The organism is Streptomyces sp. NPDC048496 (genome assembly GCF_043200055.1).
Classification (GTDB): domain Bacteria; phylum Actinomycetota; class Actinomycetes; order Streptomycetales; family Streptomycetaceae; genus Streptomyces.
Genome location: NZ_JBICXB010000024.1, coordinates 71,596 through 96,763 on the forward strand (window position 1 = coordinate 71,596; position 25,168 = coordinate 96,763).

Genomic DNA, 25,168 nt, shown 5'->3' on the forward strand with positions numbered 1-25,168 from the left:
GATGCACCGTACGCAACTGGATGACTCGCACATCGAACTCCCCTGGACCGACGGGTATCTGATTGATCCTCAGCAACGTCTTTCGCCGTCGCCCCGGAACCGACGAGGTCGACCTGCTGCCCGGTGAATACGACGCGATCCGCTGTTGGTACGACACCGAGGACGGCACCGGAACCTCGGTGCTGCGGCGGGCCGGCGACCTGTCGGTCGGCGAACCGGTCTTCGCCCCCGCCGTGGGGCACGGATCCGACGGGGACGGCTACCGGATGGCCTACGCCACCGACCTTACGGAGGCGCACAGTTGACTGCTCGTCACTCACGCCGACAACCCGGGATCGGGTCCGGCCGCCCGGGTCCGCATCCTCGTACGCGTGCCGCTGGGCCTGCACGGCAACCAGCTCCCCACCGAGGAGCGGACGCTCAGTCCATGACCGGCAGCGTGCAGCGGATCTTCTCCTTGGCCCGGCCCCCGAGACGGTCCCGCCCACCCGCGACGGACCGGCCCCCTGGAGAGCCGTCACCGAACGGGACGCGAAAGCGGGAACCCAGCGCATCCAACACCGTTCGGGATGCGCCCAGTACACAGCAGTGGGTCCAGGACTCACTCATGCGCACTGGACAGGAACGGTGTGAGGTCCACGGGCCAGTCGAGGCCGCGCGGTCTCCTCAGGGCTCGGTGTGCTCGGTGACCGCGCGGACCTGCGGTGTTCCAAACACCTGGTGTCCACCGCTGGCCAGCATCCGTACCTCACCGAGCTCGCTGATCTCCGCGCGGACGATTCCCGTCTCGTCCTCGTAGATGGGGTAGCCGCCGGCCCCCTCTTTCGCGGTGCGCCGAACGATCACGGCGTCGTCCTCGACGGCGGACGCCTGAAATACCAGCTCATAACATTCCGGGTAATCCATGGGTGGCTCCGGACCAGAATCGGCGGCTGCGAGTGTCCTGTCTGCGTCTTCCATTGTCGCCCACAGCAGGGCAACGTGCCTCAGGGCGGTTCCGTCGTGGCCGAGGAGTCGGCCTGCCGCGGAGTCCTGGAGTGCCTCACCGCCGGTGAAGGACCCGGACCGCTGATCAGGAGCGGAACGTTGTCCAGGCTGTTCCTGCGGTGAAAGACGACTGGTCAGCGCCGACCGACGCCAGTCACCGCATGGATGCCGGCGAAGGGGCGGCTTCACAGGCGGCCGGCACCGCGGCCGACGGCTGCGCGTGGGTCCACACCGCACCCGTCACCATGACGGTCGGCCGAGCGCACGGTCGCAGGACACCTGGGCAGCCGGCCCGTAGGTGTCCGGTTCTACCGACGCTCGAGCGAGCCCCGGACGAATGCGGCCTGGCCGACATGCTGCAGGTCGTCCGCGATGACGCTGATCAGCCGGACGCCGAGGGTGACCGGCGGCGACCAGGCCTCGTCCACGATGCGGTCCAGGGACCTGGCGTCGAGCCCACGGATGAATTCGACGCTCCGCTCGTGGACCGCGTCGTGGTAGCCGAGCAGCAGTTCGGGCGAACCCACCTGCACGGACGCGACCTGTTCACTGCTGTGCCCGTACCCGGTGGCTCCCTTCTCGAAAGGCAGGTCGAATCGGGCGGCCCAGTCCTGGGAGAACCAGACCTGCTCCACATCGAACGCGTCCGAGACATGGTCGTCCTGAATCCGGGTGAGGTGCCACACCAGCCATGCGATCGAGTTGGCGCCCTCGTCGAGCCGCACGTGCAGGTCGTCGACGGAAAGACCCTCGACCGCCGAGTGCACCGATTCCTGGACTCGTGTGAACGCATCCGCCAAAAGGTCCGCGCTTTTCATGCGACCACCATCGCCGCTCCCGCACCCGGGTCCTGCCATCGACACGCGGCGATGAGCACCGCCGGTCCGGCGTCGGCCGTCCCGTCAGTGCCGTCCGCACCGGCGCCGCCGGCGCCGGGTCGTGCACCCGCCTCCCCAGCGTGAAGCCGCGCCCAGGAAGCCGATCCCCATCCCCAGCATCCAGGAGTCCTTGGCCAGCGGGATGCCGATCTGCGTAGGTCGCAGACTGCCGGGTTCCCGCATTCCGGGGATCTGGATGTACAGGCCGACCAGCCCGCCGGAGAACCCAGTCAAAGCAAGCCCGGCCAGTGGGGTCGGAACGAAGGGAGCAAGCAGTGTTCCGCCGACCGCGATCTCCGACCAGGCGAGCAGCCGGGTGAAGCGCTGTGCGTCCAACTTCTTCAGGAACGGATAGGCCACGCAGGCCGTGCCGTGCACGCCCGCGGCCGTCTCCTCGTCCGCTTTCAGTTTGCTCAACCCTGAGTTCAGGATGAACGCGCCAGTGGCAAGGCGCGGGGCCACATCGCGTGTTTCCACTTTCATGATCATGGGTGCCTCCGTCGATCAGCTACTCGGCCCCTCGTCGACCTTAGCCAGAAGGCGGCAAAGGCGCCTCGCGGAGAGGTCCTGCCTCTCGGTGCTGGATCACGCACGCCGCCTCTGCCCGGGCGCGCGTCGGTGTCGCTTCGGCCGCGAGTCGCGCGTTCCGCCGTTCGCGGGAAAGCGGAGCCCCCGGGGGAACGACGTGTCCGCCGAGGCGGGTCGTTCGAGTTCGGGAGCTCCGCCGACCAATGGGTACGTCATTCAGGTCGCCGCATGAGCCGGAGGCGCCTGCGCACCGGGACTTACCGGCGAGCCGGCCCGCCGGCCCGCCGGTGCGCAGGCGCGATCGACGCGTGTGGTCAGCCCGCGTTCTTGACGAACTCGGTGGTGTAGGTCTTGTCGAGGTCGACCTTGGCGTCCTTCAGGTTCGGGTTGAAGGACTTCAAGACACGCTCGACGGTGGCGGGTCCGTCCGGGGGCATGACGCCGTCCGTGGTGAACATGGGCAGCGTGCTCTTGATGGCCTGCGCGTAGAGAGCCGTGCCGCCGCCCTGCGCGTAGTCGGCGGGCATCTTGGCCGCGATTTCGTCGGCGCTGTGCGTAGACATCCACTTCAGCGTCTTGACGAAGGCGTTGGCCAGCTTCTGGACGGTCTCCTTGTGGCTGTTCACCCACTCGGTCTGCATGTAGAGGCTGGAGGAGGGGTAGAGCCCGCCGAGCGCCTGCTTGGAACCTTCCGGGGTGCGCATGTCGATGAGAATCTTGCCGAGCTTCTTGTCCAGGATGGTGGCGACGGTCGGGTCGGTGGTCATACCGCCCTGGATGGAGCCTTGCTGGAGGGCGGATATGAAGGTCTGCCCCGCTCCCACCGCGACGGGTGTGAACTGGCTGGTCTCTACACCGCTGTTGACGGCGAGGTACTTCGTCAGGAAGTCGGTCGAGGAGCCGATGCCCGTCACTCCGAGCTTCTTGCCCTTGAAGTCCTTCGCCGACTTGATGTCGCCCGCTGCCTGGTTGGAGACGATCTCGACTTCGCCGGGAGCCTGTGAGAACTGGACGACCGACTCGACCTGCTTGCCCTTCACCTGAAGGTCGAGGGTGTGGTCGTAGAAGCCGACGGTGCCCTGCACATCACCGGAGACCAGGGCCGTCTCGGCCTGGACGCCCGCGGGCTCGGTCAGAAGCTGGACCGAGACCCCTTCGTCCTTGAAGTAGCCCAGGCGCTCGGTGAGCATCGCGGGCAGGTAGATGACCTTGTCGAGGCCTCCCACCATGATCTTGACCTTGACGTTCTTGTCGCCGGAGGCGGAAGTGGAGTCTCCGCCGCATGCGGTCAGAGTGGTCAGGGCGAGTGCGCCTGCGACGGCGGCGGCCGAGATCCGGGTGTATCTACGCATCAGTTTCACGTCCTTGTGAAGAAGCAATGGGGATGGCGGGCGGTGTCAGCGTGCGGTGTCGGCGTCAGCGGGTTTCCAGCGGAAGAGCCGCTTCTCAAGGAAGGTCAACAACCCTTCGGCCAGCAGCGCGACGATCGCCAGGATGACCATGGCGGCATAGACACCGGCGGCGTTGAAGGTGCCCTGGGAAGCGGCGACCAGCAGCCCGAGACCCTTGGTGGCGCCGATGTACTCGCCGACGATGGCGCCGATGAGTGCGAAGCCGAAGCTCACGTGCAGGCTGGTGAAGATCCATGACGTGGCCGAGGGGATGACCACCTGGAAGGTGACCTGGCGGTTACTGGCCCCCAGGATGCGGGAATTGGCGACGAGGTTGCGGTCCACCTCCCTGGCGCCCTGGAAGGCGTTGAAGAAGACGGGGAAGAACACGAGGACGACCGCGGAGGCCACCTTCGAGGCGGGGCCGAGGCCGAACCAGATCAGAAAGATCGGGGCGAGCACAATGCGCGGCAGGGCGTTGAGCACCTTGATGTACGGGCCCAGGACATCGGCGGCGAAGCGGATCCGGCCCAGCGCGATACCGAGCAGCACACCGGCGATCACACCGATGATCCAGCCGAGCAGCGCTTCGTAGAGCGTGTACCAGATCTGCTCCCACAGGGAGCCCTGAGCGGTGCCGTCGACGACCCAGGTGCGGATCTGGTCCCAGATCTTCGACGGCATGGAGAAGTTGAACGGGTCGATGACCGCGGTCCGGGCCAGCCACTCCCACAACCCGATGACCGCGAAGAGCAGTGCGATCCGGCTGCCGAGCACCAGGAACTTGCGGTTGCGGCTGGCCCGCGCTCTGGCCTGGGTCCGCTCGGTCTTGGTCACGACGGCGCTCGCGGTGATGGATTCAGGCGACATGGAGAGCACCCCTCTCGCGGGTGATGCGAACCTCTTCGCCGAGCGAGGACCAGATCTCCCGGTAGATCTCGAGGAACCGGGGCTCCAGACGCACCTGTTCGACCTTGCGCGGGCGGGGCAGGTCGATCTCGAAGACCTCCTTGACGGTGGCCGGACCCGCGGTCATGACCACGACTTTGTCGGCCAGCGCTATGGACTCCTCCAGGTCATGGGTGACGAAGACGACGGAGGCGCCGGTCCCGGCCCACAACTCCAGCAGTTCGTCCGACATCAGGGCCCGGGTCTGCACATCAAGTGCGGAGAAGGGCTCGTCCATGAGCAGGATCTCGGGATCGTTGACAAAGGTGGCCGCGAGCGCGACACGCTTGCGCTGCCCCCCGGACAACTGGTGGGGATAGCGGTCCTCGAAGGAGGACAGGCCGACTCGGGCGAGCCACTCCCGGGCGCGCTCCTTCGCCTCGGGCTTCGGCACGCCCCGGAAGCGGGGACCTGCCATCACGTTGGAGAGCACGGTGCGCCAGGGGAAGACCGCATCCTGCTGGAAGACGAAGCCGACCTTGTCGCCGATGCCGCGCACCGGCTCGCCGGCCACCAGCACCTCGCCCTCGGTGGGCTCCTCCAGGCCGCTGACCAGGGTCAGCGTGGTCGATTTGCCGCATCCGGTAGGTCCCACGACGGCGACGAACTCACCGCGTCCGATCGTGAGGTCCAGATCTCGTACGGCGGTATGGAGCGCCCCCGACGGAGTCCGGAACGCTTTGCTCGCCCCCCGCAGCTCGATGGCGGGGCTTGTTTCGCTGTTCATGGGGCGGGACGCTAGGCGTGTCCCGGGCACGGCGGCACCCTTGCGCTCACAACTCCGGCTTCTGCCTATAACCCGCGGTTCTGCTCGTTCTGCTCACGCTCGCAGAACGAAAGCGCTACGAGGGCTAGTCAGAGGCGGCAGCGGCGTTTACGTTGCGTTCACACAAGGTAAAACGGAGCTTCCGGTTCCAGGCTGACGGAAGGGCAGAGGGCGAACGCATGCGGATACACTGGCCCCGCCGTGTCTTCGCGCAGGTCCTGCTCACACAGGTGGCGATCACAACCGGGGTGGTCATGCTCGTCACCGGGCTCTTCCTTGCCCCGCTCAGCCATCAGCTGGACGACCAGGCGATGCATCAGGCCCTGTCCATCGCCCAGACCACTGCCGCCGAACCCGGACTGGTGCACCACCTGACGAGCACCGACCCCAGCCCCAGCGGTCCGGTACAGGCCGAGGCAGAGCGGATCCGGCAGGCCACCGATGCGCTCTACATCGTGGTCATGGACACCCGCGGGGTCCGCTGGTCGCACACCGACACCCGACAGATCGGCAAGCACGTCTCCACCGATCCCAGCACGGCCCTGGCCGGCCGGGAAATCATGCAGATCGACAACGGAACCCTGGGCCGCTCCGCGCGCGCGAAGGTCCCCCTCCGCGACAGTCGCGGGACCATCGTCGGTGCCGTCTCGGTGGGCATGGCCTACGACAGCGTCCGCGAGCGGCTGCTCGGAACCATTCCCGGACTTCTGCTCTACGCGGGGGCCGCGCTCGCCGCAGGTGTGCTGGCTGCCCTGGCCGTCTCGCGACGCCTGCAGCGCAGCACGCACGGACTGGCCTTCGCCGACATCTCGGCGCTGCTGGACGAGCGCGAGGCCATGCTGCACAGCATCCGCGAAGCAGTTCTCGCCCTCGATGCCCGGGGCCGGATCCGTCTGCTGAACGACGAGGCGCAGCGTCTGCTGGAGCTGACCCAGGACGCCGTCGGACGTGCGCTGGGCGAGGTGCTGCCCCCAGGCCGTGCGGCAGAGGTGCTGGCAGGGCAGGTCGACGGCGCGGACCTGCTCACCGTCTGCAGGGGACGTGTGCTGATCGCCAACCGCATGCCGACCGGTGACGGCGGGGCCGTGGTCACCCTGCGCGACCGCACCGAACTGGAACTGCTCGGCCGTGAACTGGACTCCACGCACGGCCTTCTCGACGCGCTCCGCGCCCAGGACCACGAGCATGCGAACCGGCTCCACACCCTGCTCGGGCTGCTGGAACTCGGGAGGCACGACGCGGCGATGGAGTTCGTCGCGGAGGTGGCCCATGGTCAGCGGGCGTCGGCGGAGCAGGTCGCGGAGCGCGTCAATGACCCCCTGCTGTCCGCTCTGCTGGTGGGCAAGTCGGCCATCGCGGCGGAGCGGGGCACGTCGTTGCGCATCTCCCCGGGCACGCTGATCCCCGACGTGGTGGTGGACCCGCGCGATCTGGTGACCGTCCTGGGCAATCTGATCGACAACGCACTGGACGTCGCTTCCGTCATCGAAGTCGAGCTCTTCGCGGAGGGCACCACAGCGGTCCTGCGGGTCAGCGACAACGGCCCTGGCGTAGCGCCCGATCTGCGCGAACAGATTTTCACCGAGGGCTGGTCCACCAAGGAGTCCCCCGCGCATCGGGGCCGTGGGCTCGGCCTGGCACTGGTACGCCGTCTCGCGGAGCGTTACGGCGGCGTGGCCCGCGTCAGTGCCAGGGCCGGCGGTGGCGCGGTCTTCACCGTCGTCCTGCCCGAGACACTCGCCGTCCGGCAGCTGACCGAAGTGGGAGAGTTTCAATGATCGACGTCCTCGTGGTGGACGACGACTTCCGTGTGGCCGAGATCAACGCGGCGTACGTGGCCAAGGTGCCCGGCTTCCGGGTCGTCTCTCGCGCGCACACCGCCGCGCAGGCACTGTCCGTGCTGGAGCGCGAACATGTCGACCTCATCCTGCTCGATCACTATCTTCCGGACGAGACGGGACTGACGCTCGTACGGCGGCTTCGCCAACGCGGCCACACGGCAGACGTGATCATGGTTACGGCCGCTCGGGATGTCACGACTGTGCAGACCGCCATGCGCTACGGCGCCCTGCAGTACCTGGTCAAGCCCTTCAGCTTCGGCGGTCTGAAGTCCAAGCTGGAGAGCTACGCCTCCCTGCGCCGCACTCTCGAAGGCGTGGGCAGCGGCCGGGGCGAGGCCGGGCAGGAGCAGGTCGACCAGATCTTCGGGGCGCTTCGCACTCCGCAGGCCGTTGCCGCAGCCGGCCTGCCCAAGGGGCACTCCGCGCCCACCGCCGACGTCATCCGCCACGTCCTGTCGGCAGCCGACGAACCGCTGTCGGCACACGAGGTCGCTGTCCGCGCCGGATTGAGCCGCTCCACGGCCCAGCGATACCTCAAGTATCTGGAGGGTGCGGGTCGCATCAGACTCAGTCTCAAGTACGGCGACACCGGCCGACCGGAACACCGCTACGCGTGGGCCAGGGTGAGCTGAGGACCGTGCGGCGCCGAGGCATACGGCACCACCAGCAGCAGTCGGGGTGGTTGCGGTGCCCACGAAGATCGGCAGGACAGGACCTGGTCAGCGGAGGCGATACCGGAACCTCGTGATCGGGCCCACCGGTCATGCGGGCAGGCGCGGCACGCTGTCGACCAGGCGACGTGTGTACGGGTGCGAGGGAGCACCCAGCACCTGTCCGGTTTCGCCCTGTTCAACAATGCGGCCGCGCTCCAGGACGGCGGTGCGTTCGCACAGCGAGGCCACTACCGACAGGTCGTGGGAGACCATGACGAGAGTCAGGCCCTGCTCCTGCTTCAACTCGTTCAGCAGGTCGACGACTTTGACCCGGGTCGTGACGTCGAGTGCGCTGACGGGTTCGTCGGCGAGCAGCACCCGTGGGTCGCACACGGTCGCGCGGGCGATCGCGATGCGCTGGCGCTGGCCGCCGGAGAACTCGTGCGGATAGCGCTCGGCGGCGTCGGCCGGGAGTCCTACCCGTTCCAGGGCTTCGGCCACCTTGGGCGCGGCCGTGCTTCGGCTGTCGATACCGAGGGAACGCAGTGGTTCGGACACGATGCTGCCGACGCGCCGACGCGGGTCCAGCGACGAGTACGGATCCTGGAAGACACACTGCACACTGCGCCGGAAACGCCGCATCTGCTCGCGATCGCGCGGTTTCAGCTCGTCGCCGTCGAACCGGACGGTGCCGGAGGTCGCCCGGGCGAGCCCGAGCAGCAGCCGCAGCAGAGTCGTCTTGCCCGCTCCCGATTCGCCGACGAGGGCAAGGCTGTGCCCGCTCTCAACGGCGAAGGAGATGTCCTCGACGACGGGCGCGGTGTGTCCCCGGTAGGCGAAGGAGGCTCCGTTCAGCTCCAGTACGGGCGTCATCACGCGTTCCTCAGGTCAAGAGCCGATTCCAGCTGCCGCGCGCTCGCCACCAGCGCCTTGGTGTACTCCTCACGCGGCTCCCGCACGATCGTGCGGACGTCGCCCTCCTCCACGGCGCGGCCGTCCTTCATCACCAGGACGCGATCGGTGACCTTGGAGACGACCGCGAGGTCGTGACTGACGAAGAGGACGGCCATGTCCCGTTCCCGGACGAGGCTGTCGAGCAGGTCGAGCATGTCGGACTGCACGGTGACGTCGAGCGCGGTCGTCGGCTCGTCCGCGATGAGCAGCTTCGGGTCGCAGGCCAGGGCCATGGCGAGCGCGACGCGCTGCCGCTGCCCGCCGGAGATCTCGTGCGGGAAGGCGCGGGCGATGCGGTCGGGCTCGGGCAGCCGCACTTGCTCCAGGGCTTCCACGACGGCCCGCTTCAGCCCGGCGCCCCTGAGCCCTCGCCCTCTGCCCAGCGGTTCGGCGATCTGCCTGCCGACGCGCATCAGGGGGTCGAGTGCGGTGAGCGGCTCCTGGAAGACGATGGCGGCGTCCCGGCCGCGTACGCCCGTGAGCTGCTTCTCGCTCGCGCCCACGATCTGGGTGCCGGCGAGTTCGGCGCTGCCGGTGGCCGTCATGCCGTCGGGCAGCAGGCCAAGCACGGCGAGGGTGGTCAGCGACTTCCCGGATCCCGACTCTCCGATGAGGCCGAGTCGTTCGCCGGGAGCGATGGTCAGCGAAAGGCCATCGACGAGGATGCGCCCGTCGGCCGTACGGATCGCGAGGTCGCGTACGTCGAGGATGTTCATGCGCTCCTCCGTCGGGCCGCCGGGTCGAGGGTGTCGCGCAGTCCGTCGGCGATGAGGTTCACGCCGATGACGAGCAGGACGAGCAGGATGCCGGGTGCCAGTGCGCCCGCCGGGGCCGTGGTGAAGGTGGCCTGCGCCTCCTGGAGCATGCGGCCCCACGAGGCGTTGGGCGGGGGCGCCCCCAGGCCCAGGTAGGACAGGCCGGCCTCGGCCAGCACCGCGAGTCCGAACTGAAGGGCCAGGTTCACCACGAGCGTCGGCCAGATGTTGGGCAGCACATGCCCGGCCACGATCCGCGGCCACGACGTGCCGGACGTGCGCGCGGCCGTGATGTAGTCCTGCGCCAGCACCCGCTTGACCAGAATCCGCACGAGCCGTCCCACGACCGCGCTCTGCGCGAGGCCGATCGCCAGCACGGCCGACCCCAGTGTGGCCGAGTGGGCGGCGACGATGAGCATCGCCAGCAGCAGCGTCGGGAAGGCGATCAGGATGTCGAGGAACGCGGAGAGCGTGTCATCCAGCCAGCCCTGGGCGAACGCGGCCAGCACCCCCAGCGTGACGCCGACCGCGGCCGCGATGAGAACCGAGCCCAGGCCCGCCTCGAAGGCGACCCGGGAGCCGGTCATCAGCTGGGTGAACAGATCGCGGCCGAGCTTGTCGGTGCCCAGCAGATGTCCCGCGCCGGGGCCCGTGAGCCGTCCGCCGGACGTGTCGTCGGCGGCGTACGGGACCCAGAAGGCCGAGACCAGCGCAAGCAGAGCGATCAGGCCGGCCAGTACGCATCCGACGCTCAAGGTGTACGAGCGCTTCGTCGACTGCTTCATCGGGTACCTCCCGAGAGCCTGCCCCGCAGCCGCGGATCGATGATCCGCTGCACGAAGTCGGCCGCGAAGCCGATGATCAGCACCGCGAGCGTGGAGACGAACAGCACGCCCTGGATCACCGGATAGTCGTGCTGTGCGATGCCGGTCGCGAGCAGGGAGCCGAGCCCGGGAAGCGCGTACACCGACTCCACGACCACCGCGCCCAGCAGTGTGGACGCCAGCTCGATGCCGAGGATCGAGATCACCGGTACCGAGGCGTTGCGCAGCCCGTGCCGCCACATGGCCTGCCCGAACGACGAGCCCAGGGCTCGCGCGGTGCGCAGATAGTCGCTGTCCAGTACGTCGAGCGTGGCCGACCTGACGTAGCGGATCAGTGAGGCGCTCATCACGAGTGCGATGGTGATGACGGGCAGGGCGAGTGAGCGGATCGCCTCGGCCGGCTGCGACCAGCCGTCCTGCGGGAAACCGCCTGCGGGAAGCCAGCCGGCGTTCAGGGCGAACACGTCGATGAGGATCATCCCGAGCCAGAACACGGGCACGGCGATGCCCAGTTGGGAGACACCACCGAGCAGCGCGCCGTACCAGGTCCCACGCCGGTGCGCAGCCACGAAGCCGACCGGGACGGCGATGAGGACGGCCAGGACGAACGCGGTGAGCGTGAGCGGGATGGTGACGTTCAGCCGCGAGCCGACCTCGGGCGCGACCGGCAGCGAGCTGACGAACGACGTACCGAGGTCACCGCTCGCCAACTGCCCGATCCAGTGGACGAACTGTTCGGGCAGCGGCTTGTCGGAGCCGATGGAGTGCCGCGCCGCCGCTATCTGCTCGGGGCTGGCGCCCACCGAGGTGAGCGCGTTGGCGGGGTCGCCCGGCAGCATCCGCAGCAGCACGAACAGGACCACGCTCGCGAGCGCCAGCGACACCAGCAGGAAGGCGAGACGGCGCAGGAGATACCGTGCCATCAGCCCTTCTCGATGCCGTAGGCGAAGAACTGCGAGTTGAGACCATTGACCGGGTACCCCGAGAGCTTGCTGTTCGCCACGACGATCTGCGGGTACAGGTACAGCCAGTCGCTGGCCGCGTCCTCGGCGGTCCGGCGGTTGACCTTCTTCAGCAGCTCGGTCTGCTCAGCCGTGCCGGAGGCCTGCTCGGCCTGTTCGACCCACTTCGTGACCTGCTTGTTGTCGTAGCCCCAGTAGAAGTCGGGGTTGCCGTACCAGACCAGGTCGCGGTCGTTGACGTGTTCCTGGAGCGTGGCCGTGAAGTCGTGGTTCTTGTAGACCTTCGTGTACCACTCGTCCGGCGTGATCGTGTTGATCTTGACAGTGATGCCGACCTTGGCGAGCTGCGACTTGATGAAGGTCGCCGCGGTCGGGTGCGGGTCGTAGTTCGGGGTGTCGAGGGTGAAGGTGAAGCCGTTCTGGTATCCGGCCTCGGCGAGCAGCTTCTTGGCGCGCGCGGTGTCGTAGCCGTTGACCTTGGTGAGGTCCTCGTACCAGGGGTCGGTGGGCGGCACCATCGAGCCGATGAGCTTGCCGTAGCCGCCCCAGACCGACTCCAGGAGCTTCTTGTCGTCGATGGCGGCGGAGACGGCCTGGCGGACCTTGACGTCCGTGAACGGCTTGGCCTTGTCGTTGAAGGCGAGGAGCAGCTTGGTCGTCGAATTGCCGTCGTTGACCTTGTAGTTCTGGTTGCTCTTGAACTGGTCGAGGGCGTCGGGCGACTGCTCGCTCGTGACGACGTCCACGGCGTTGGTCAGGAGCGCGTTGTTCAGAGCGGTCGCGTCCTTGTAGTAGTGGAAGACGACCTGCTTGTTCTTGGCAGCTTCGCCCCAGTAGCCGGCGAACCGGTCGAGGCTGAGAGCGGAGCCGTGGGTCCACTTGTCCAGCCGGTACGGGCCGGTGCCGTCCTCGCTCGTCTTGAGGCTCTTCGCGTCGGAGTTGATGATCCACACGTAGGAGAGGTTGTAGACGAAGGAGATGGACTTCTTCGACAACTGGACCTTCACCGTGCGCGCGTCCGGTGTCTCGAAGGACTTGATGACCTCGAGATTGCTCTTGCGCGCGGACTGCGAGTCCTTGGCGATCACCTTCTCCAGGCTGTACTTGACGTCCTGGCTGGTGAGCTTCTTGCCGCTGTGGAACTTCACCCCGTCGCGGAGGGTGAAGGTGTACGTGAGTCCGTCGTCGCTGACTTTGTAGTCCTGGGCGAGCAGGTTCTCGACCTTGCCGTCGTCGGTGAGCTTGAACAGCCCTTCGTACACATTGCCGTTGAGTGCCTCGGTGACGCCCTGGCCGCCGCCCGCCGTGTTGTCGAGATTCTGCGGCTCATAGAGCGAACCGATGTTGACCGTGGCGTTCTTGTCGTACGCCCCTGCGGCCGCGCCGCCCCCGCCCGAGCCCCCGCCGCAGGCGGTGAGGGTCAGGGCGAGGGCAGCGGCGGTGGCGCCGCCGTACAGGGAGGTCTTCTTGATGCTCATCAGGAGTACGCGCTTTCGTGCTGCGAGGCGGGAGTGCGAGGGGGTGATCAGTGCTGCGCGAGGAAGCCGTCGCGGAAGACGGGGCGCTTCTCGCCGGCCTCGACGGGCAGGTGGAAACGGTTCTGCCGCGGCGGCATCGGACAGTTGTACTGGTCGGAGAATCCGCAGGGCGGCACGAAGGCGCGGTTGAAGTCGAGAAGGACACGGCCTTCGCCGACGTGGGTGACGAAGAGGAAGCGCCCGGCGCCGTAGGTGGTGTCGCCGTTGGTGGGGTCACCGAAGACGAGCAGCAGGGTGCCGTCGTCGTCGAAGGCGCTCAGCGTGTAGTCCCGGCCGTCCAGGGTGAGCACGATGTCTCCGGGCACGGCGAGGTCACGGGTGCCACCGTTGTCCCGGATGTGCTCGAACCCGACCCGCCGGGCACCGGGCACCGGGGTGTACGAGGCCTCCAGCACCCAGGCCGGGTCGTACGGGAAGACATCGGTGCGATCGAAGTTCTGGATCGCGGGCGACTGCGCGTCCCAGAAGCGCAGACCGTGCTCGGGGTCGCCGGTGACGAAGTCGGTGCGCTCGACTGTGGTGACCGTCACCGTCTCCGGCTGTCCGGCACGTGCCGCATCGAGGTCGGGGCGCTCACCGGCGGGGGCCCAGCGGGTCTCGACGAGAGCGAGGTTCCCCGCGGGCGACGTGACCGAGCGGCGCCGCTCGGCGCGCCATGCCTCCCAGTCCGCGGCGGGGTCGGTCGGCTGATCCGGGACGGCGGCGTGGGACACGGCTTTACTCATTCACGTAGACGATCGCTGACTGCCACACGTCAAATGTCACACTGCGTGAAGCTCAGCCCAAAGGACCTTCTTTATCTTCCATAAGGCGAGCTAATGTCAAGTTGGACTGCATAGTGAGACCGGGGCGGGAGCCGCAGGTCAGCCCGGCCATCAGCAGGCAGGTATCAAATCCGAACCGCTGCCGATGTCGCAGTCGGCCTCCCGGCCGACCGAATCGACAGCGCGCACACCGAGGGTGACCGGAGCCCCACCCTCGTCGAGGCCGAACATGCCGGCCGCCCGCCGTCGTCTCCGCGTCCACCCCGACCGGGGTCCCGCTATCCCCTGCGGCCCAGCCGGGTGCGACGTCACTCCGTCCGGCGTTCCTGCCGATGCGGATCGCACCACCACCTGACGCACCATCAAGAAGCTTGCTGCGGAACTCCTTGGAGGCAGGAGAGCCGTTCGGTGCGTGCGGCTCTCGTGCGGGCCGGGAACGCAGGCAAAGGGTTACGAGCGTAACGAGAGGCAGTCCCCCGCCCGGGAGACACGCCTTTCGAGGGGCGTCAGGCATGCCGTCACCACCGGTTCGCAGCCGGGCGCACATCTCGCACCGTACGAAGCGCCCCGCCGAGTCGGTGGACACATGGGAGCGTTGCTCGGCATGCGGCGTGCGGCCTGCCGGAGCACGCTGGTCCTGAGGCTGCTTGTCCCCTCGACCGGCAGCCGGGCAGGAAAGGGGTGGCAGCCATGTTCGCGAGGCTGAGCACCTATCAGGGTTCACCGGTTCCCGCGGAGGGAAACCTGACCGCGAACTGGGAAGCGATTCTCAAGCAGATCCGGGAAGTTTCCGGCTTCCGGGGCATGTACTACCTCGTCGACCGAGCCTCCGGGAAGGCCACGTCCCTGACCCTGTGGCATGACGAGCAGGCCATGCGGGCCAGCGAGGACCGGGCCACCCGACTCCGCGAGGAAATCGCCCACAGGGAAGGCCAACGGATTGTCTCGGTCGAGCACTTCGAGGTGGGATTCGGCCACGTGGAGCCATAGCGGTCAGCGGTCCGGATGTCGACCGCGCCGCACAGTCGCCGGGCCGGCAGTCACGGGCGACGGCACACGACGGGTTGCCCGAGCGCCCGGATCCGTGCCCCGTCGCGGCCGATTCGGGATCCGCTGCTTCACCGACGCATCCGGGGAGCGACACCGAGCCATTCGTGTTGTGATCGACGGAGGGGAAAGGCTGTGGAGGACGGAGGAAAAATCATGGCTGCCAAGCTGCGAGCGCGAGACATCATGTCCAGTGGCGTACAGTGCGTCGGTGCGCACCAGTCGCTGCTCGATGTGGCGAAGATGATGCGCGATCTCAACGTCGGCTGTCTGCCCATCTGCGGCGACAACAACAGGCTCACCGGCTTGATCACCGACCGTGACATCGTCATCACGTGCTGCGCCGAGGGCGTCGACCCAGCGACCGTGCAGGCCGGGTCCCTCAGTGCCAAGGTCCACTGGATCGATGCCGAAGCGGATGCCTCTGAGGTCCTGACGACCATGGAGGAACATCAGATCAAGCGGCTGCCGGTGATCGATGTCCAGAGCGGCCACCGCCTGGTCGGCATGATCACGGAGGCCAATCTCGCGAAGAACCTGAGCGACGCACAGATCGCCGAGTTCGCGAGCCGCGTGTACGCGACCGCTTAGAGCCTGTCGGGCTCTTGGACGTGCGGTCAGTGGGACTGTCCGAAGGTGGCGGCGGCGAGCACCGAGCCGTCAGCGGTGAGCAGACGGACGCCGGTGACCGGCGCCGTTCCGGCGGGGTAGGGCGCGCCCCAAGCGCCGTAACCCTCCTTGCTGAGGGCGAAGGAACCGACCCGGACGGTGGAGCCGTCGGCCCGGTGCAGCTCGCACCGGACGGTGCCGGAGTGCCCTTCGGCGTCCACCGCCATGTACAGCCAGGGCGAGGCTCCGGTGTAGAGGTAAGCCTGTCCGCGTGACTCGCTCCCGTGGGCGAGTCGGGCGGTGAGCAGCTGCGGCGCAGCCGGAGTGACGATCGGCGCGACCGGGGCCGGACGGCCGACGGATGCGCCGAGCACCCAACCACCGCCACCGAGGGCAAGGCCCGCCGCGGCTGCCGCCGCGGCGAGGGCGAAGCGCCGCCACCGTACGCGCCGGGGCGGCCGCCGCCCGGAGGGCAGTCCCAGCCGGTCGATCACCCTGTCCTCGAAGCCGACCGGCGGTTCGCTTCCCGGGACAAAGATCCAGCAGTGCGTCCGCCGCGGCCACCAGCTCGTGGACGTATTCGCGGCAATCGGGACAGTGCTCCAGGTGGTCCATTGCCCCGGCCCGCTCCTTGGCCGCCAGAACGCCGAGCGCCAGCTCCGCACCGATCTCCCGGAGCTGCTCACAACTGAATCCACGGGTCTCAGTCATCATGGTCCGCCTGCCTGCTCGCGAGGGACGCGCGGAGCTTGCCCATGGCTGCCCTGATCCGGGTCTTGGCGGTACCGAGCGGGATCTTCTCGAAATCGGCGACCTGCTGAGCCGTCATCCCGTAGATGCCGGCCATCACCAGAGCACGTGCCTGATCGCGCGGCAGCGCGGCAACCGCTCGACGCAGCTCCGCTGCGGCTTCGGCGGAGAGCGCCTGCCGCTCCGGCGTGCTGGTGACGGTCTCCATCATGTTCTCCAGGTCTGCGGGGTCGACTGGAGTGGCCTTGCGGGCGCATACGGCGTCAATCGCAAGGTCATGCGCGATGGCCGCCAGCCAGGTGGGCACCGACCCCCGGCGCGGGTCGTAGACCTGAGCGTGCCGGCAGGCGCGCTCAAAGGTCTGCTGAGCGATGTCCTCGGCGAGCTGGACGTCTCCGACCACAGCGACGGCCACGTCGACCTACCCGAACCCGGACCGGGCCGATCATGAACCCTTGACCCGGCAGCACCGTAGGTAACACAGGCACGTTCTTACGAACGACAGTGGCCGACCGGTTCCAGGACCGGAAGGCTTGGCGGGCACCGGAAGCGCCCCGGCGTGGCCCGGTCCGCAGCCCCCGTGAGAAGCACGGCGGCGTCGGCCGCCTCGGACCCCTGGAGTCGTGATGACGTCTCGCACGATCCACTTCGCACTGCGCGGGACCGCGGCGTTCTGCGCCCTGGCCAATGCGGTGATCCATCTCTCGCTGGTCCCCTCCCACCTGGCGGAGATGCCCTACATCGGCATCCTGTTCCTGGTCGGCAGCGTGGTGATGCTCTGCGTCGCCTCGGGGCTCGTCCTTCAGAGGCAACCGGTCGGCGTCTGGCTGATCGGGGCAGCTGCCAGCATCGGCATGATCATCGGATTCCTGCTGTCCCGCACCGTCGGGTTGCCGGACTATCGCGAAGCCGGCTGGGAGCCGCCGTACGGCGTCCTGTCCCTGGTGGTGGAAGGCATCTTCGTTCTCACCTTTCTGGCCTGGCTCAAGGAGGGCGGCGCCGGGCGGGTTGCGGATCTGCGGCTCCGAGAAGCTCCCCGCATGAAGGCTCCACCGGCGCGGTTGCCGTAATCGGGGACACAGCCCCCGTTTCGTCACCTCCGACGCCTTCACAGACTCCGCTCGCACACGTGCAGATGTGCATAATTCTGCTGCTTTGCGAAGTTGTTACCTGTGTGGGTGGTGCGCCCCTGAACGCGGTCGTAGCGTCGATACCGGAACAACCGTTGAGAAGGGGCCGGCAGCCCCGTGCGGTGTCTGCTCAGGATTCGCGGATCGCGCCCCGGGGCGGACCAGGCGGTACAGGTAAGGCCAGATGGGCTCGGAGAGAGACGGCTGGGAGCGGACATGCAGAGACACAAGCTGAAGGCAGCGGTATTGATCTGTGCCGCGGCATCGCTCGCAACGGTGGTCGCCCCGGCATCCGCTTCCACAAGGACACGGTCACCCGCCGACGTGGTGATCGTCGACTGCTTCTCGCATCCTCAGGTACGCCCGAACGAGTTCTTGATCGCCTGCGGGGATGGCAACAGCATCCTCACCGCACTCCGGTGGTCGGATTGGAAACCGAATTTCGCCGCGGGCCGCGGGCTCAACGTAGTGAACGACTGCCGGCCGTTCTGCGCCGCCGGCACGTTCCACTCCTACCCCGTGACCGTCAGGCTCGACCGCTCGGAGCCGCTGAAGAAGCATCCTCACCAACAGCACTACACCCAGCTCCGCCTCGTCTTCACCGACAGCAGGCCGTCGGAGATGCCCAGAGTAGTGACGTACCGGCTCTGGACCTGACGGTTCTCCCATCCCCTGACCGGCCATCCGCCATGGCGCCTCTCGGACACGCCCCGAGGGGCGCCTTCCCCTTTCATCGGCATGCCCCCTCTGCGCCGGCGCGCTGATCTCAGGGGCGATCGCAGGTGCCGGCGTGCCGACCGCGTCCTTCGTGTTCCAGTCCCTCGCGGTCCGCAGGCCCGACCTCGACGCGTGCGTCTACGCCTACGCCAAGGCCGGCTTCGGTGAATACCTCGGCTTCTTCCCGGCGTTCGGGGTGCGGCCCGGGCCTTGCGCCGCTCGGCCACACTGCGGCGATCTCCCCAAGCGGCTGTCTGCCGTGTCAGTCGATCCTCCCCCCAGCCGCCGCCGTTCGAAGAACCCGAGCGAGCTGCGACTTTTCGCTCGGCGCGCCGTCGGTCAGAAGCCGGGGGCGCTGTCGTCGCGGCAGGTGACGCCAGGCCGCGTGTTCACCGACCACATGTGCGTGCACTGCGGACACTGAAGGTGAACGACCGGCCCCTTGGTGGATATCAAATAGCGCCAGTGATCAGCACAGTTACGGCGGTCGGCGCAGGTCCCACAATGGCGGGCGTCGTCGCAGACGGGGCAGGCCATCCAGGCGCGGCGGGCGACGTCCGCCTGCGGGTCAATGGGAAGCTTCACGGCCCGGCTCCCTACCTGGCAGGACACCGGCCGCCACCAGCAGGTCGTAGGTGCGCTGCTGCTCGGCGTCCAGGCCCGAGTAGAGGAGTGTGTACGCCTCGTCCTCGCCTTGGAGAACGCTGACCGGGTCCCAGTCGGGCCCGAGGGCGGCCACGACCTCGGCCCGTCGCCGGGCCTCATCGAAGGTCAGATCGATCGTGAAGGGTATGAGATCGGTGGGATCTTCCTTGTTCATGGCGAAACTTCCGATGCGCTGGTGGAATCCCACATGTACCAGGCGACCACAGCAACGGGGAAGGGTGACCTAAGTTGCCCTGGGGCAACGCGGCACCCGGCCCATCGGCGAGGAATCCTCGGATCGGCTGACAGGGGTGGGGTGTTGCCGGCGCCAAACCCCGACGGCAGACACGGTCCGGGCACGGCACTGTGACGTACTTCATGGCCTGCCTCACGGAATGGACCGCGCCCGGCCCTGGAGAGGCGGGCCCGACGGGCCGGGTCCGCCGGGGTGCTGTCGCATCGCGGCCCGGCGGTCAAGGCCCTCGGTACGGCGCCCGGCCGCGCACCGAGTGCGGAGCCCGGGGCCGGCGCCTGCCCACCTGCCGACACCCCTCCCCGAGGCAGCCCCGCGTACGACGCCACCAGGCATGGCCCTACTAGACTTTCACGACCGCACCCCCGCCGGGGCTGGACGCCGCAGCCCACTCAAATGGTGCGGCACATGCCAACTCCACCTCGGGCAAGAGCTTGCATATGCAAGGAATATGTATCTATCTTGACGCGTATGCAATCCTACACAATCGGGCAGGCAGCCCGCCTGTTGGGCGTGAGCCCGGATACCGCGCGGCGGTGGGCGGACGCCGGCCGGGTGGCCACGCATCGCGACAAGGGCGGACGCCGGCTCATCGACGGCAAGGACCTGGCCGCCTTCTCGATCGAGGTCGCCAGGACCGGTGGTGGCGAGGAGGACGCCTCATACACCTCCGTCCGCAACTCGTTTCCGGGCATCGTCACCGCCGTCAAGCTCGGCGATGTCGCGGCCCAGGTGGAGATCCAGGCCGGGCCGCACCGGCTGGTCTCGCTGCTGACCCGGGAGGCCGTGGAGGAGCTGGGCCTGGAGGTCGGCGTGGAGGCCACCGCCCGTGTGAAGTCGACGAACGTGCACATCGACCGCACCTGAGCGAACACGTACGGGCGGCGGCCGTGGGTCACACCTTCACCGAGCAGGAGTGCACCCCGCACCGACAAATGCCCCGCCGTCGCCGTACGGCACGGAGAGCACCATGGTCATGTCGCGCCTCCTCAACTCCGTTGCAGGGCGCGGTGGTCGAAGTCGATGAGCGAGAGCCTGTTCGACCCCGTCGCCCCGGCCTTCGCGAACGCCCTGCGGGACGTCACCGGCGTGCGCTTCACGGAGTTTCCGCCGACCCGCGACCGGGTGTGGCCGACCCTGGATGCGGCGGGCGTGGCGGCTGCGCATCCGCCGAGAACGAGCAGCCCCTCATGGAACTGCCGAAGCCCCCACCGGATTCGTCTCGCCGGTGTCACGTCCACGCCGTGTAGCCGCCGTCCACGCGTATCGCGCTGATGCCGCTGATGTGCCGGGCGCCGCAGCGGTCCCGCGGCAGCACGAGCTGGGGGCCGGCCCCGTCGAGCGGGGTGTCGTCGATGCTGGCCGCAAGCAGGACGGACGCACGGCCGAAGTCGGGGTCGATCTCCGCCCAGGACAGGACGGCATGGTGGCCGTCCGCGCCCGTCACGGCGATCAGGAAGCGCAGGCGGTCCTTGCGCCGGGCGGGGTCGAAGGCGGGGCCGGCCTCGGACAGGACATCGTGCAGCAACGGTCCTGCGAAGCGATGGTGCTGGACGCCGCTGGTGGCGCACTCAAAGCTCACCTGCACCCGGTGCTGGGGCCAGGCGAGCAGGTCGGGCACCGTCAGCCGGGCCGGCCGCGCGAGGTCGCCGGTCAGGGCGACCTCGGCCACCGGATCGGCGGCCGGAAGGGAATGACTCACGGGCTACCACCTCCCGGATGTCGATACCCGAGCAGCGATCCCGTATAAACGCACATGCCCACCATCACTCATAGACAGTCCAGCTCATGCGATGCCACGGGGGGCTTCCACCTCGTATCTGCGGCAGTATGATCTGCAGATGCACACCTACCGGATCGGGGAAGCAGCCGCCTTGATGTCAGCGCCGACACACTGCGGCGCCGGGTCGGGGCCGGGACACTGCAGGCCGAACGTGACGAGCTGGGCCGGCGGATGATCCGCGGGCCTGAACCGGCTTTCTTCGCCCGGGAGTTGCGCCGCGCCGAGCGGACGCCCATCGGATCCTCGGCGCACAACCGCCTCCCCGGGACCGTCACCGACGTGATCCCGGAGAGGTGTCGGCGCGGGTGGAGATCCAGGCCGGGCCGTTCCGGGCGGTGTCCATCGTCAGCCGGGACTCGGCTGAGGAACTGACGTCGGAACCCGGCGTTCCGGCGCTTGCCGTGATCAAGTCGACCAACGTGGTCGTCGAGAGACCGTGGAAGAGTCCGACGGACTCTTCCGGAAGAAACCAGAGGGAGTAGACCCCGTGATGACCCGTTCCGCACGCCGGACCCGCCGGACCCTGCAGGTGGCCGGCGCAGGCGCCGCTGCGCTGCTGGCACTGAGCGCCTGCTCCTCGGCCGACAACTCCTCGGCCAAGCCGGACTCCTCGGCGTCCACGGGCTCGTCGAAGAAGCTCTCCGGCACGGTGACCGTCTTCGCCGCCGCCTCGCTCAAGGAGAGCTTCACGAGCCTGGGCAAGGAGTTCGAGAAGGCCCACCCTGGTACGAAGGTCACCTTCAACTTCGGCGGCAGCGACACCCTCGCCGCCAGCATCACCGGTGGCGCCCCGGCCGACGTCTTCGCCGCCGCCAGCCCGAAGACGATGGGGATCGTCACCGACGCGAAGGGCTCGGTCGGCACGCCGTCCACCTTCGTGCGCAACCAGCTGGAGATCGTGACCCTGCCGGGCAACCCCGACAAGGTCTCCTCCCTCAAGGACCTCACCAAGTCCGGCCTGAAGGTCGTGCTGTGCGACAAGACGGTGCCGTGCGGGGCGGCCGCACAGAAGGCGCTGGAGGCCAGCAAGCTCAAGCTCACCCCGGTCTCGTACGAGCAGGACGTCAAGAGCGCCCTGACCAAGGTGGAGCTGAAGGAGGCCGACGCCGCCGTGGTCTACAAGACCGATGTGAAGGCGGCGGGGGACAAGGTGGAGGGCGTGGAGTTCCCCGAATCCGCCGAGGCCATCAACGACTACCCGATCACGCTGCTCAAGGACGCGCCCAACGCCGACGCGGCGAAGGCGTTCATCGCGCTGGTGCAGTCCGCCGAGGGCCAGAAGGTCCTGACGGCGGCCGGGTTCCTCAAGCCGTGACCGAGCTGGACAAGTCCGGCGCCGCGGACGAGCTCCTCATGGGTGGCGACGCCCGCGAGGGCCGGCTGCGGCGCCGGCGCGTCCGCGCGGACGCCCGGGGCAGGGCGCCTCTGCCTCTACTGCTGCCCGCCCTCGTCGGCCTGGCGTTTCTGTCGCTGCCACTGATCGCCCTTCTCGTACGAGCTCCCTGGCGCAGCCTGCCGGACCAGCTGACCAGCACGGAGGTGTGGCAAGCCCTTCAGCTGTCCCTGGTGTGCGCGACCGCGGCGACCGCGGTGAGCCTGGTGCTGGGCGTGCCGCTGGCCTGGCTTCTCGCGCGCACGGACTTCCCGGGGCGGGGTTTCGTACGGGCCCTGGTGACGCTGCCGCTCGTCCTGCCGCCGGTGGTGGGTGGTGTGGCACTGCTGCTGGCGCTGGGGCGAAACGGTGTCGTGGGGCAGTGGCTGGACTCGGTCTTCGGGATCACGCTGCCGTTCACGACGACGGGGGTGGTGGTCGCGGAGGCGTTCGTGGCGATGCCGTTCCTCGTCATCAGCGTGGAGGGCACGCTACGGGCGGCCGATCCCCGGTACGAGGAGGCCGCCACCACGCTGGGCGCCTCCCGCTTCACCGCGTTCCGCCGGGTCACCCTGCCGCTGATCGCGCCGGGCATCGCAGCGGGTTCCGTGCTGGCGTGGGCCCGCGCGCTCGGCGAGTTCGGCGCGACGATCACCTTCGCGGGCAACTTTCCCGGCCGTACGCAGACCATGCCGCTGGCCGTCTACCTCGCCCTGCAGAACGACCCGGCCGCCGCCATCGCGCTGAGCCTGGTCCTGCTCGCCGTATCGATCGCGGTCCTGGCCGGACTGCGGGACCGTTGGATGACGGCTTCATGACCCGAACCGCCCGTGAGCCACTCGTAGTCCGCCCCGGATCGCCGAGGCGCCGAGGCGCCGGCGCGTCCTTTCCTGTTCCCTCACCGCGCAACCGCTGGACGAACCCCTCATGACGGACATCGACGACGCCACGGGCGGCCTCCCCGCCACGGACGCATCCGCTGCGGGCCTGGACGCCCATCTGGTCGTCAACCACGGCCTCTTCCATCTCGACGTGGCGCTGACGGCCGCGCCCGGCGACGTCGTGGCGCTCCTCGGGCCCAACGGCGCGGGCAAGACCACCGCCCTGCGCGCGCTCGCAGGCCTCACCCCGCTCACCGGCGGTCATCTGCGCCTCGACGGCGTCGCGCTGGACCGTACGCCGCCCGAGTCCCGTCCGGTCGGCGTCGTCTTCCAGGACTACCTGCTCTTTCCGCACCTCTCCGCCCTCGACAACATCGCGTTCGGCCCCCGCTGCCAGGGCGTGTCCAAGGCCGAGGCACGCGCACAGGCCGCCGAGTGGCTGGACCGCATGGGCCTCGCCGACCACGCCGGCGCCAAACCCCGTCGACTCTCCGGCGGGCAGGCCCAGCGCGTCGCCCTCGCCCGCGCCCTGGCCACCCACCCCCGGCTGCTGCTGCTCGACGAACCGCTGGCCGCGCTCGACGCCCGCACCCGCCTCGACGTACGCGCCCAACTTCGCCGCCACCTCGCCGACTTCGAGGCGGTCGCCGTGCTGGTCACGCACGATCCGCTGGACGCCATGGTGCTGGCTGACCGGCTGGTCGTCATCGAGCACGGCCGGGTCGTCCAGGAGGGCACCCCTTCCGGCATCGCCCGCCATCCGCGTACCGACTACATCGCCCAACTGGTCGGCCTGAACCTCTACAAGGGGCTGGCCGAGGGGCACACCGTACGGCTCGGTTCCGGCCCGGCGATCACCACCACCGAGGATCTCACCGGCCCCGCCTTCGTCGCGTTCCCGCCCGGCGCGGTCACCCTCCACCGCGACCGGCCCACCGGCTCCAGCGCCCGCAACCTGTGGCACTGCGAGGTCACCGGACTCGAAACGCACGGCGACCAGATCCGCGCGGACCTCACCGGCGAGCTCCCCCTCGCCGCCGACCTGACCAGGGTCGCCGCAGCCGAACTCGACCTCCATCCGGGAGCCCCGGTCTGGGCCACGGTCAAGGCCGCACAGACGCACGCATACCCAGCCTGACGCAGCGCTCGCCCCGGCCGGGGCCGGAAGCCCCGAATGCCGGGGATAAGAGGAGCTCACAAAATGGGAGTCCGATCAGCTCACGGCGTCTGGTGCGTGCGATCGCAAGGCGCTGGAAGGTCCTCGGATGGGGTCTCCCCTGCTCGAACGAAGCTGAGAGCTTGGGGAAGGAGCTACTAGGGCCTTTCGGTAACGCAGCGAGCGTGCGTGCCAGACGCCGCGAGCCGGGCGCCCGTTTTGTGAGCTCCTCTAAAGCCCGGCACATCCGTGACTTTCGGGCAGCCCCGACCTGCCAGGCACTCCCACTCCACCACCTGGCGGATGCGACGGGCCGCAATACGGCCACCGCCCCACACGACTACGGTGAGGCCCACCACAGGCTCAAACCCTGACATTCCACACCTTTCCTGCGAGGCGTCCATCATGACCCTGAGTATCCGCAACCAGCTTCCCGGCAATGTCACCGCCATCACTCCGGGCGAGGTCATGGCGACCGTCAAGGTCCGCCTGGACGGCGGCCAGGACATCATCGCGGCGATCACACGGGAGGCCGTCAAGGAACTCGGCCTCGCCGAGGGCTCCGCCGTACGCGCCCTGGTCAAGTCCACCGAGGTCTCCCTCGCCACCGCCGCGGTCGAGGGACTGTCCATCCGCAACCAACTCCCAGGCACGGTCGGCGACGTCGCCACCGGCGGTGCCATGGCCTCCGTCAAGGTCACCGTCCCGGGTGGCGAACTCACCGCCGCGATCACCAAGGACGCCGTCACCGACCTGGACCTGACCCGCGGCTCCTCCGTCGTCGCCCTGATCAAGTCGACCGAGATCTCCCTCGCCGCCGTGTGATTCACCCGTACGCAGTCGATCCGCCGGCACACAATTCGACCCCGCACCGATTCCGGTACGTGGTCCGACGCCTTTCCCCGATCAGGGCCGGCGGATCCGGCTCACTTCAGGCATTCACCTCGATTCGTCTGCGACCTGATGGGTCCCGCTGGTCCGGCGTCTTGCCCTGATTTGTCCGTCCGGCCGGTGCAGGGGCCTTCGCATGCGCTGC

The 25,168-nt window shown here is 68.5% G+C and carries 29 protein-coding genes and 2 pseudogenes; 14 read left to right on the plus strand and 17 right to left on the minus strand.

Annotation, left to right across the window (positions count from 1 at the left end):
• The first annotated feature begins 62 nt into the window (after positions 1 to 62).
• On the plus strand, positions 63 to 305 hold the full coding sequence (locus ACGFSA_RS21625; protein ID WP_393306507.1) for a hypothetical protein: 243 nt from the start codon (positions 63 to 65) through the stop codon (positions 303 to 305).
• Between the two features lie 361 nt (positions 306 to 666).
• Here ACGFSA_RS21625 and ACGFSA_RS21630 read toward each other — a convergent pair whose 3' ends face one another.
• From ACGFSA_RS21630 to ACGFSA_RS21655, 6 genes are all read right to left on the minus strand, one after another.
• Positions 667 to 906 (minus strand): DUF6296 family protein, encoded by a 240-nt coding sequence (locus ACGFSA_RS21630; protein ID WP_393306509.1) that lies wholly within the window; start codon positions 904 to 906, stop codon positions 667 to 669.
• A 389-nt stretch (positions 907 to 1,295) separates the two neighbouring features.
• The gene (locus tag ACGFSA_RS21635) at positions 1,296 to 1,805 is read right to left on the minus strand and encodes a DUF664 domain-containing protein (protein ID WP_393306511.1); all 510 of its coding nucleotides are present in this window, start codon (positions 1,803 to 1,805) and stop codon (positions 1,296 to 1,298) included.
• 84 nt (positions 1,806 to 1,889) lie between these two features.
• The gene (locus ACGFSA_RS21640; protein ID WP_393306513.1) at positions 1,890 to 2,354 is read right to left on the minus strand and encodes a hypothetical protein; all 465 of its coding nucleotides are present in this window, start codon (positions 2,352 to 2,354) and stop codon (positions 1,890 to 1,892) included.
• A gap of 353 nt (positions 2,355 to 2,707) precedes the next feature.
• A complete protein-coding gene (locus ACGFSA_RS21645) occupies positions 2,708 to 3,745 on the minus strand; it encodes an ABC transporter substrate-binding protein (RefSeq protein ID WP_393306515.1) in 1,038 nt (345 codons plus the stop codon).
• Positions 3,746 to 3,790: 45 nt separating this feature from the next.
• The gene (locus ACGFSA_RS21650) at positions 3,791 to 4,654 is read right to left on the minus strand and encodes an ABC transporter permease (RefSeq protein WP_393306517.1); all 864 of its coding nucleotides are present in this window, start codon (positions 4,652 to 4,654) and stop codon (positions 3,791 to 3,793) included.
• Positions 4,644 to 5,459 (minus strand): ABC transporter ATP-binding protein, encoded by an 816-nt coding sequence (locus tag ACGFSA_RS21655; protein WP_037693453.1) that lies wholly within the window; start codon positions 5,457 to 5,459, stop codon positions 4,644 to 4,646. The genes ACGFSA_RS21650 and ACGFSA_RS21655 overlap by 11 nt, the downstream gene beginning before the upstream one ends.
• A gap of 218 nt (positions 5,460 to 5,677) precedes the next feature.
• On the opposite strand from ACGFSA_RS21655, the gene ACGFSA_RS21660 reads away from it, so the two are divergent.
• Complete coding sequence (locus ACGFSA_RS21660; RefSeq protein WP_393306520.1) at positions 5,678 to 7,276, plus strand: ATP-binding protein; 1,599 nt, start codon at positions 5,678 to 5,680, stop codon at positions 7,274 to 7,276.
• Positions 7,273 to 7,971 carry a response regulator gene (locus tag ACGFSA_RS21665; RefSeq protein ID WP_393306522.1) on the plus strand — a complete coding sequence of 233 codons (699 nt, stop codon included), beginning with the start codon at positions 7,273 to 7,275 and terminating at the stop codon, positions 7,969 to 7,971. The genes ACGFSA_RS21660 and ACGFSA_RS21665 overlap by 4 nt, the downstream gene beginning before the upstream one ends.
• Before the next feature lie 129 nt (positions 7,972 to 8,100).
• Here the strand turns inward: ACGFSA_RS21665 and ACGFSA_RS21670 are convergent, their stop codons facing one another.
• From ACGFSA_RS21670 to ACGFSA_RS21695, 6 genes are read right to left on the minus strand one after another with little or no spacing between them, the layout of a single operon-like run.
• Positions 8,101 to 8,865: an ABC transporter ATP-binding protein gene (locus ACGFSA_RS21670; RefSeq protein WP_393306524.1), complete on the minus strand. Its 765-nt coding sequence runs from the start codon at positions 8,863 to 8,865 to the stop codon at positions 8,101 to 8,103.
• Complete coding sequence (locus ACGFSA_RS21675; RefSeq protein ID WP_393306526.1) at positions 8,865 to 9,662, minus strand: ATP-binding cassette domain-containing protein; 798 nt, start codon at positions 9,660 to 9,662, stop codon at positions 8,865 to 8,867. Before ACGFSA_RS21675 ends, ACGFSA_RS21670 begins: the two co-directional genes overlap by 1 nt.
• Positions 9,659 to 10,486 (minus strand): ABC transporter permease, encoded by an 828-nt coding sequence (locus ACGFSA_RS21680; RefSeq protein WP_393306528.1) that lies wholly within the window; start codon positions 10,484 to 10,486, stop codon positions 9,659 to 9,661. The genes ACGFSA_RS21675 and ACGFSA_RS21680 overlap by 4 nt, the downstream gene beginning before the upstream one ends.
• Positions 10,483 to 11,448: an ABC transporter permease gene (locus ACGFSA_RS21685; RefSeq protein ID WP_393306530.1), complete on the minus strand. Its 966-nt coding sequence runs from the start codon at positions 11,446 to 11,448 to the stop codon at positions 10,483 to 10,485. The genes ACGFSA_RS21680 and ACGFSA_RS21685 overlap by 4 nt, the downstream gene beginning before the upstream one ends.
• Positions 11,448 to 12,965 carry an ABC transporter substrate-binding protein gene (locus ACGFSA_RS21690; protein WP_393306532.1) on the minus strand — a complete coding sequence of 506 codons (1,518 nt, stop codon included), beginning with the start codon at positions 12,963 to 12,965 and terminating at the stop codon, positions 11,448 to 11,450. The genes ACGFSA_RS21685 and ACGFSA_RS21690 overlap by 1 nt, the downstream gene beginning before the upstream one ends.
• A 47-nt stretch (positions 12,966 to 13,012) precedes the next feature.
• Positions 13,013 to 13,750 (minus strand): DUF1684 domain-containing protein, encoded by a 738-nt coding sequence (locus ACGFSA_RS21695; RefSeq protein WP_393306534.1) that lies wholly within the window; start codon positions 13,748 to 13,750, stop codon positions 13,013 to 13,015.
• Positions 13,751 to 14,479: 729 nt separating this feature from the next.
• On the opposite strand from ACGFSA_RS21695, the gene ACGFSA_RS21700 reads away from it, so the two are divergent.
• Positions 14,480 to 14,779 (plus strand): hypothetical protein, encoded by a 300-nt coding sequence (locus ACGFSA_RS21700; RefSeq protein ID WP_393306536.1) that lies wholly within the window; start codon positions 14,480 to 14,482, stop codon positions 14,777 to 14,779.
• A 213-nt stretch (positions 14,780 to 14,992) separates the two neighbouring features.
• Positions 14,993 to 15,427, plus strand: coding sequence for a CBS domain-containing protein (locus tag ACGFSA_RS21705; RefSeq protein WP_393306538.1), 435 nt, complete (start codon positions 14,993 to 14,995; stop codon positions 15,425 to 15,427).
• Between the two features lie 26 nt (positions 15,428 to 15,453).
• Here the strand turns inward: ACGFSA_RS21705 and ACGFSA_RS21710 are convergent, their stop codons facing one another.
• Entirely contained in the window at positions 15,454 to 15,939 is a 486-nt protein-coding gene (locus ACGFSA_RS21710) for a hypothetical protein (protein ID WP_393306540.1), read from the minus strand.
• A gap of 209 nt (positions 15,940 to 16,148) precedes the next feature.
• Positions 16,149 to 16,610: an RNA polymerase sigma factor gene (locus ACGFSA_RS21715; RefSeq protein WP_393306542.1), complete on the minus strand. Its 462-nt coding sequence runs from the start codon at positions 16,608 to 16,610 to the stop codon at positions 16,149 to 16,151.
• A 211-nt stretch (positions 16,611 to 16,821) separates the two neighbouring features.
• On the opposite strand from ACGFSA_RS21715, the gene ACGFSA_RS21720 reads away from it, so the two are divergent.
• The 3 genes and pseudogenes from ACGFSA_RS21720 to ACGFSA_RS21730 form a co-directional block, all read left to right on the plus strand.
• Complete coding sequence (locus tag ACGFSA_RS21720; RefSeq protein ID WP_393306544.1) at positions 16,822 to 17,265, plus strand: hypothetical protein; 444 nt, start codon at positions 16,822 to 16,824, stop codon at positions 17,263 to 17,265.
• A 384-nt stretch (positions 17,266 to 17,649) separates the two neighbouring features.
• Complete coding sequence (locus ACGFSA_RS21725; protein ID WP_393306546.1) at positions 17,650 to 17,982, plus strand: hypothetical protein; 333 nt, start codon at positions 17,650 to 17,652, stop codon at positions 17,980 to 17,982.
• A 94-nt stretch (positions 17,983 to 18,076) separates the two neighbouring features.
• A pseudogene (locus ACGFSA_RS21730) lies at positions 18,077 to 18,256 on the plus strand (arginine-ornithine antiporter); the annotation flags it as partial.
• 125 nt (positions 18,257 to 18,381) lie between these two features.
• On the opposite strand, the gene ACGFSA_RS21735 reads toward ACGFSA_RS21730, so the two are convergent.
• Together ACGFSA_RS21735 and ACGFSA_RS21740 are read right to left on the minus strand one after the other, a co-directional pair.
• Positions 18,382 to 18,627 (minus strand): hypothetical protein, encoded by a 246-nt coding sequence (locus ACGFSA_RS21735; protein WP_393306548.1) that lies wholly within the window; start codon positions 18,625 to 18,627, stop codon positions 18,382 to 18,384.
• Positions 18,611 to 18,862: a DUF6400 family protein gene (locus tag ACGFSA_RS21740; protein ID WP_393306550.1), complete on the minus strand. Its 252-nt coding sequence runs from the start codon at positions 18,860 to 18,862 to the stop codon at positions 18,611 to 18,613. Before ACGFSA_RS21740 ends, ACGFSA_RS21735 begins: the two co-directional genes overlap by 17 nt.
• A 549-nt stretch (positions 18,863 to 19,411) precedes the next feature.
• Between ACGFSA_RS21740 and ACGFSA_RS21745 the strand changes: the two genes are divergently transcribed.
• Both ACGFSA_RS21745 and ACGFSA_RS21750 read left to right on the plus strand, forming a co-directional pair.
• The gene (locus ACGFSA_RS21745; protein WP_393306552.1) at positions 19,412 to 19,807 is read left to right on the plus strand and encodes a molybdopterin-binding protein; all 396 of its coding nucleotides are present in this window, start codon (positions 19,412 to 19,414) and stop codon (positions 19,805 to 19,807) included.
• A 147-nt stretch (positions 19,808 to 19,954) separates the two neighbouring features.
• A pseudogene (locus ACGFSA_RS21750) lies at positions 19,955 to 20,215 on the plus strand (hypothetical protein); the annotation flags it as partial.
• On the opposite strand, the gene ACGFSA_RS21755 reads toward ACGFSA_RS21750, so the two are convergent.
• Positions 20,172 to 20,642, minus strand: a complete 471-nt coding sequence (locus ACGFSA_RS21755; protein WP_393306554.1) for a molybdopterin-dependent oxidoreductase — start codon at positions 20,640 to 20,642, stop codon at positions 20,172 to 20,174. The pseudogene ACGFSA_RS21750 and the gene ACGFSA_RS21755 sit on opposite strands and share 44 nt — an antisense overlap.
• A gap of 571 nt (positions 20,643 to 21,213) precedes the next feature.
• On the opposite strand from ACGFSA_RS21755, the gene modA reads away from it, so the two are divergent.
• From modA to ACGFSA_RS21775, 4 genes are all read left to right on the plus strand, one after another.
• Positions 21,214 to 22,038, plus strand: coding sequence for a molybdate ABC transporter substrate-binding protein (gene modA, locus ACGFSA_RS21760; protein ID WP_393306556.1), 825 nt, complete (start codon positions 21,214 to 21,216; stop codon positions 22,036 to 22,038).
• On the plus strand, positions 22,035 to 22,913 hold the full coding sequence (modB, locus tag ACGFSA_RS21765; protein ID WP_393306558.1) for a molybdate ABC transporter permease subunit: 879 nt from the start codon (positions 22,035 to 22,037) through the stop codon (positions 22,911 to 22,913). Before modA ends, modB begins: the two co-directional genes overlap by 4 nt.
• Before the next feature lie 109 nt (positions 22,914 to 23,022).
• Entirely contained in the window at positions 23,023 to 24,114 is a 1,092-nt protein-coding gene (locus tag ACGFSA_RS21770; RefSeq protein WP_393306560.1) for an ABC transporter ATP-binding protein, read from the plus strand.
• Positions 24,115 to 24,537: 423 nt separating this feature from the next.
• Positions 24,538 to 24,957: a molybdopterin-binding protein gene (locus tag ACGFSA_RS21775; RefSeq protein ID WP_393306562.1), complete on the plus strand. Its 420-nt coding sequence runs from the start codon at positions 24,538 to 24,540 to the stop codon at positions 24,955 to 24,957.
• The last annotated feature ends 211 nt before the right edge of the window (positions 24,958 to 25,168 follow it).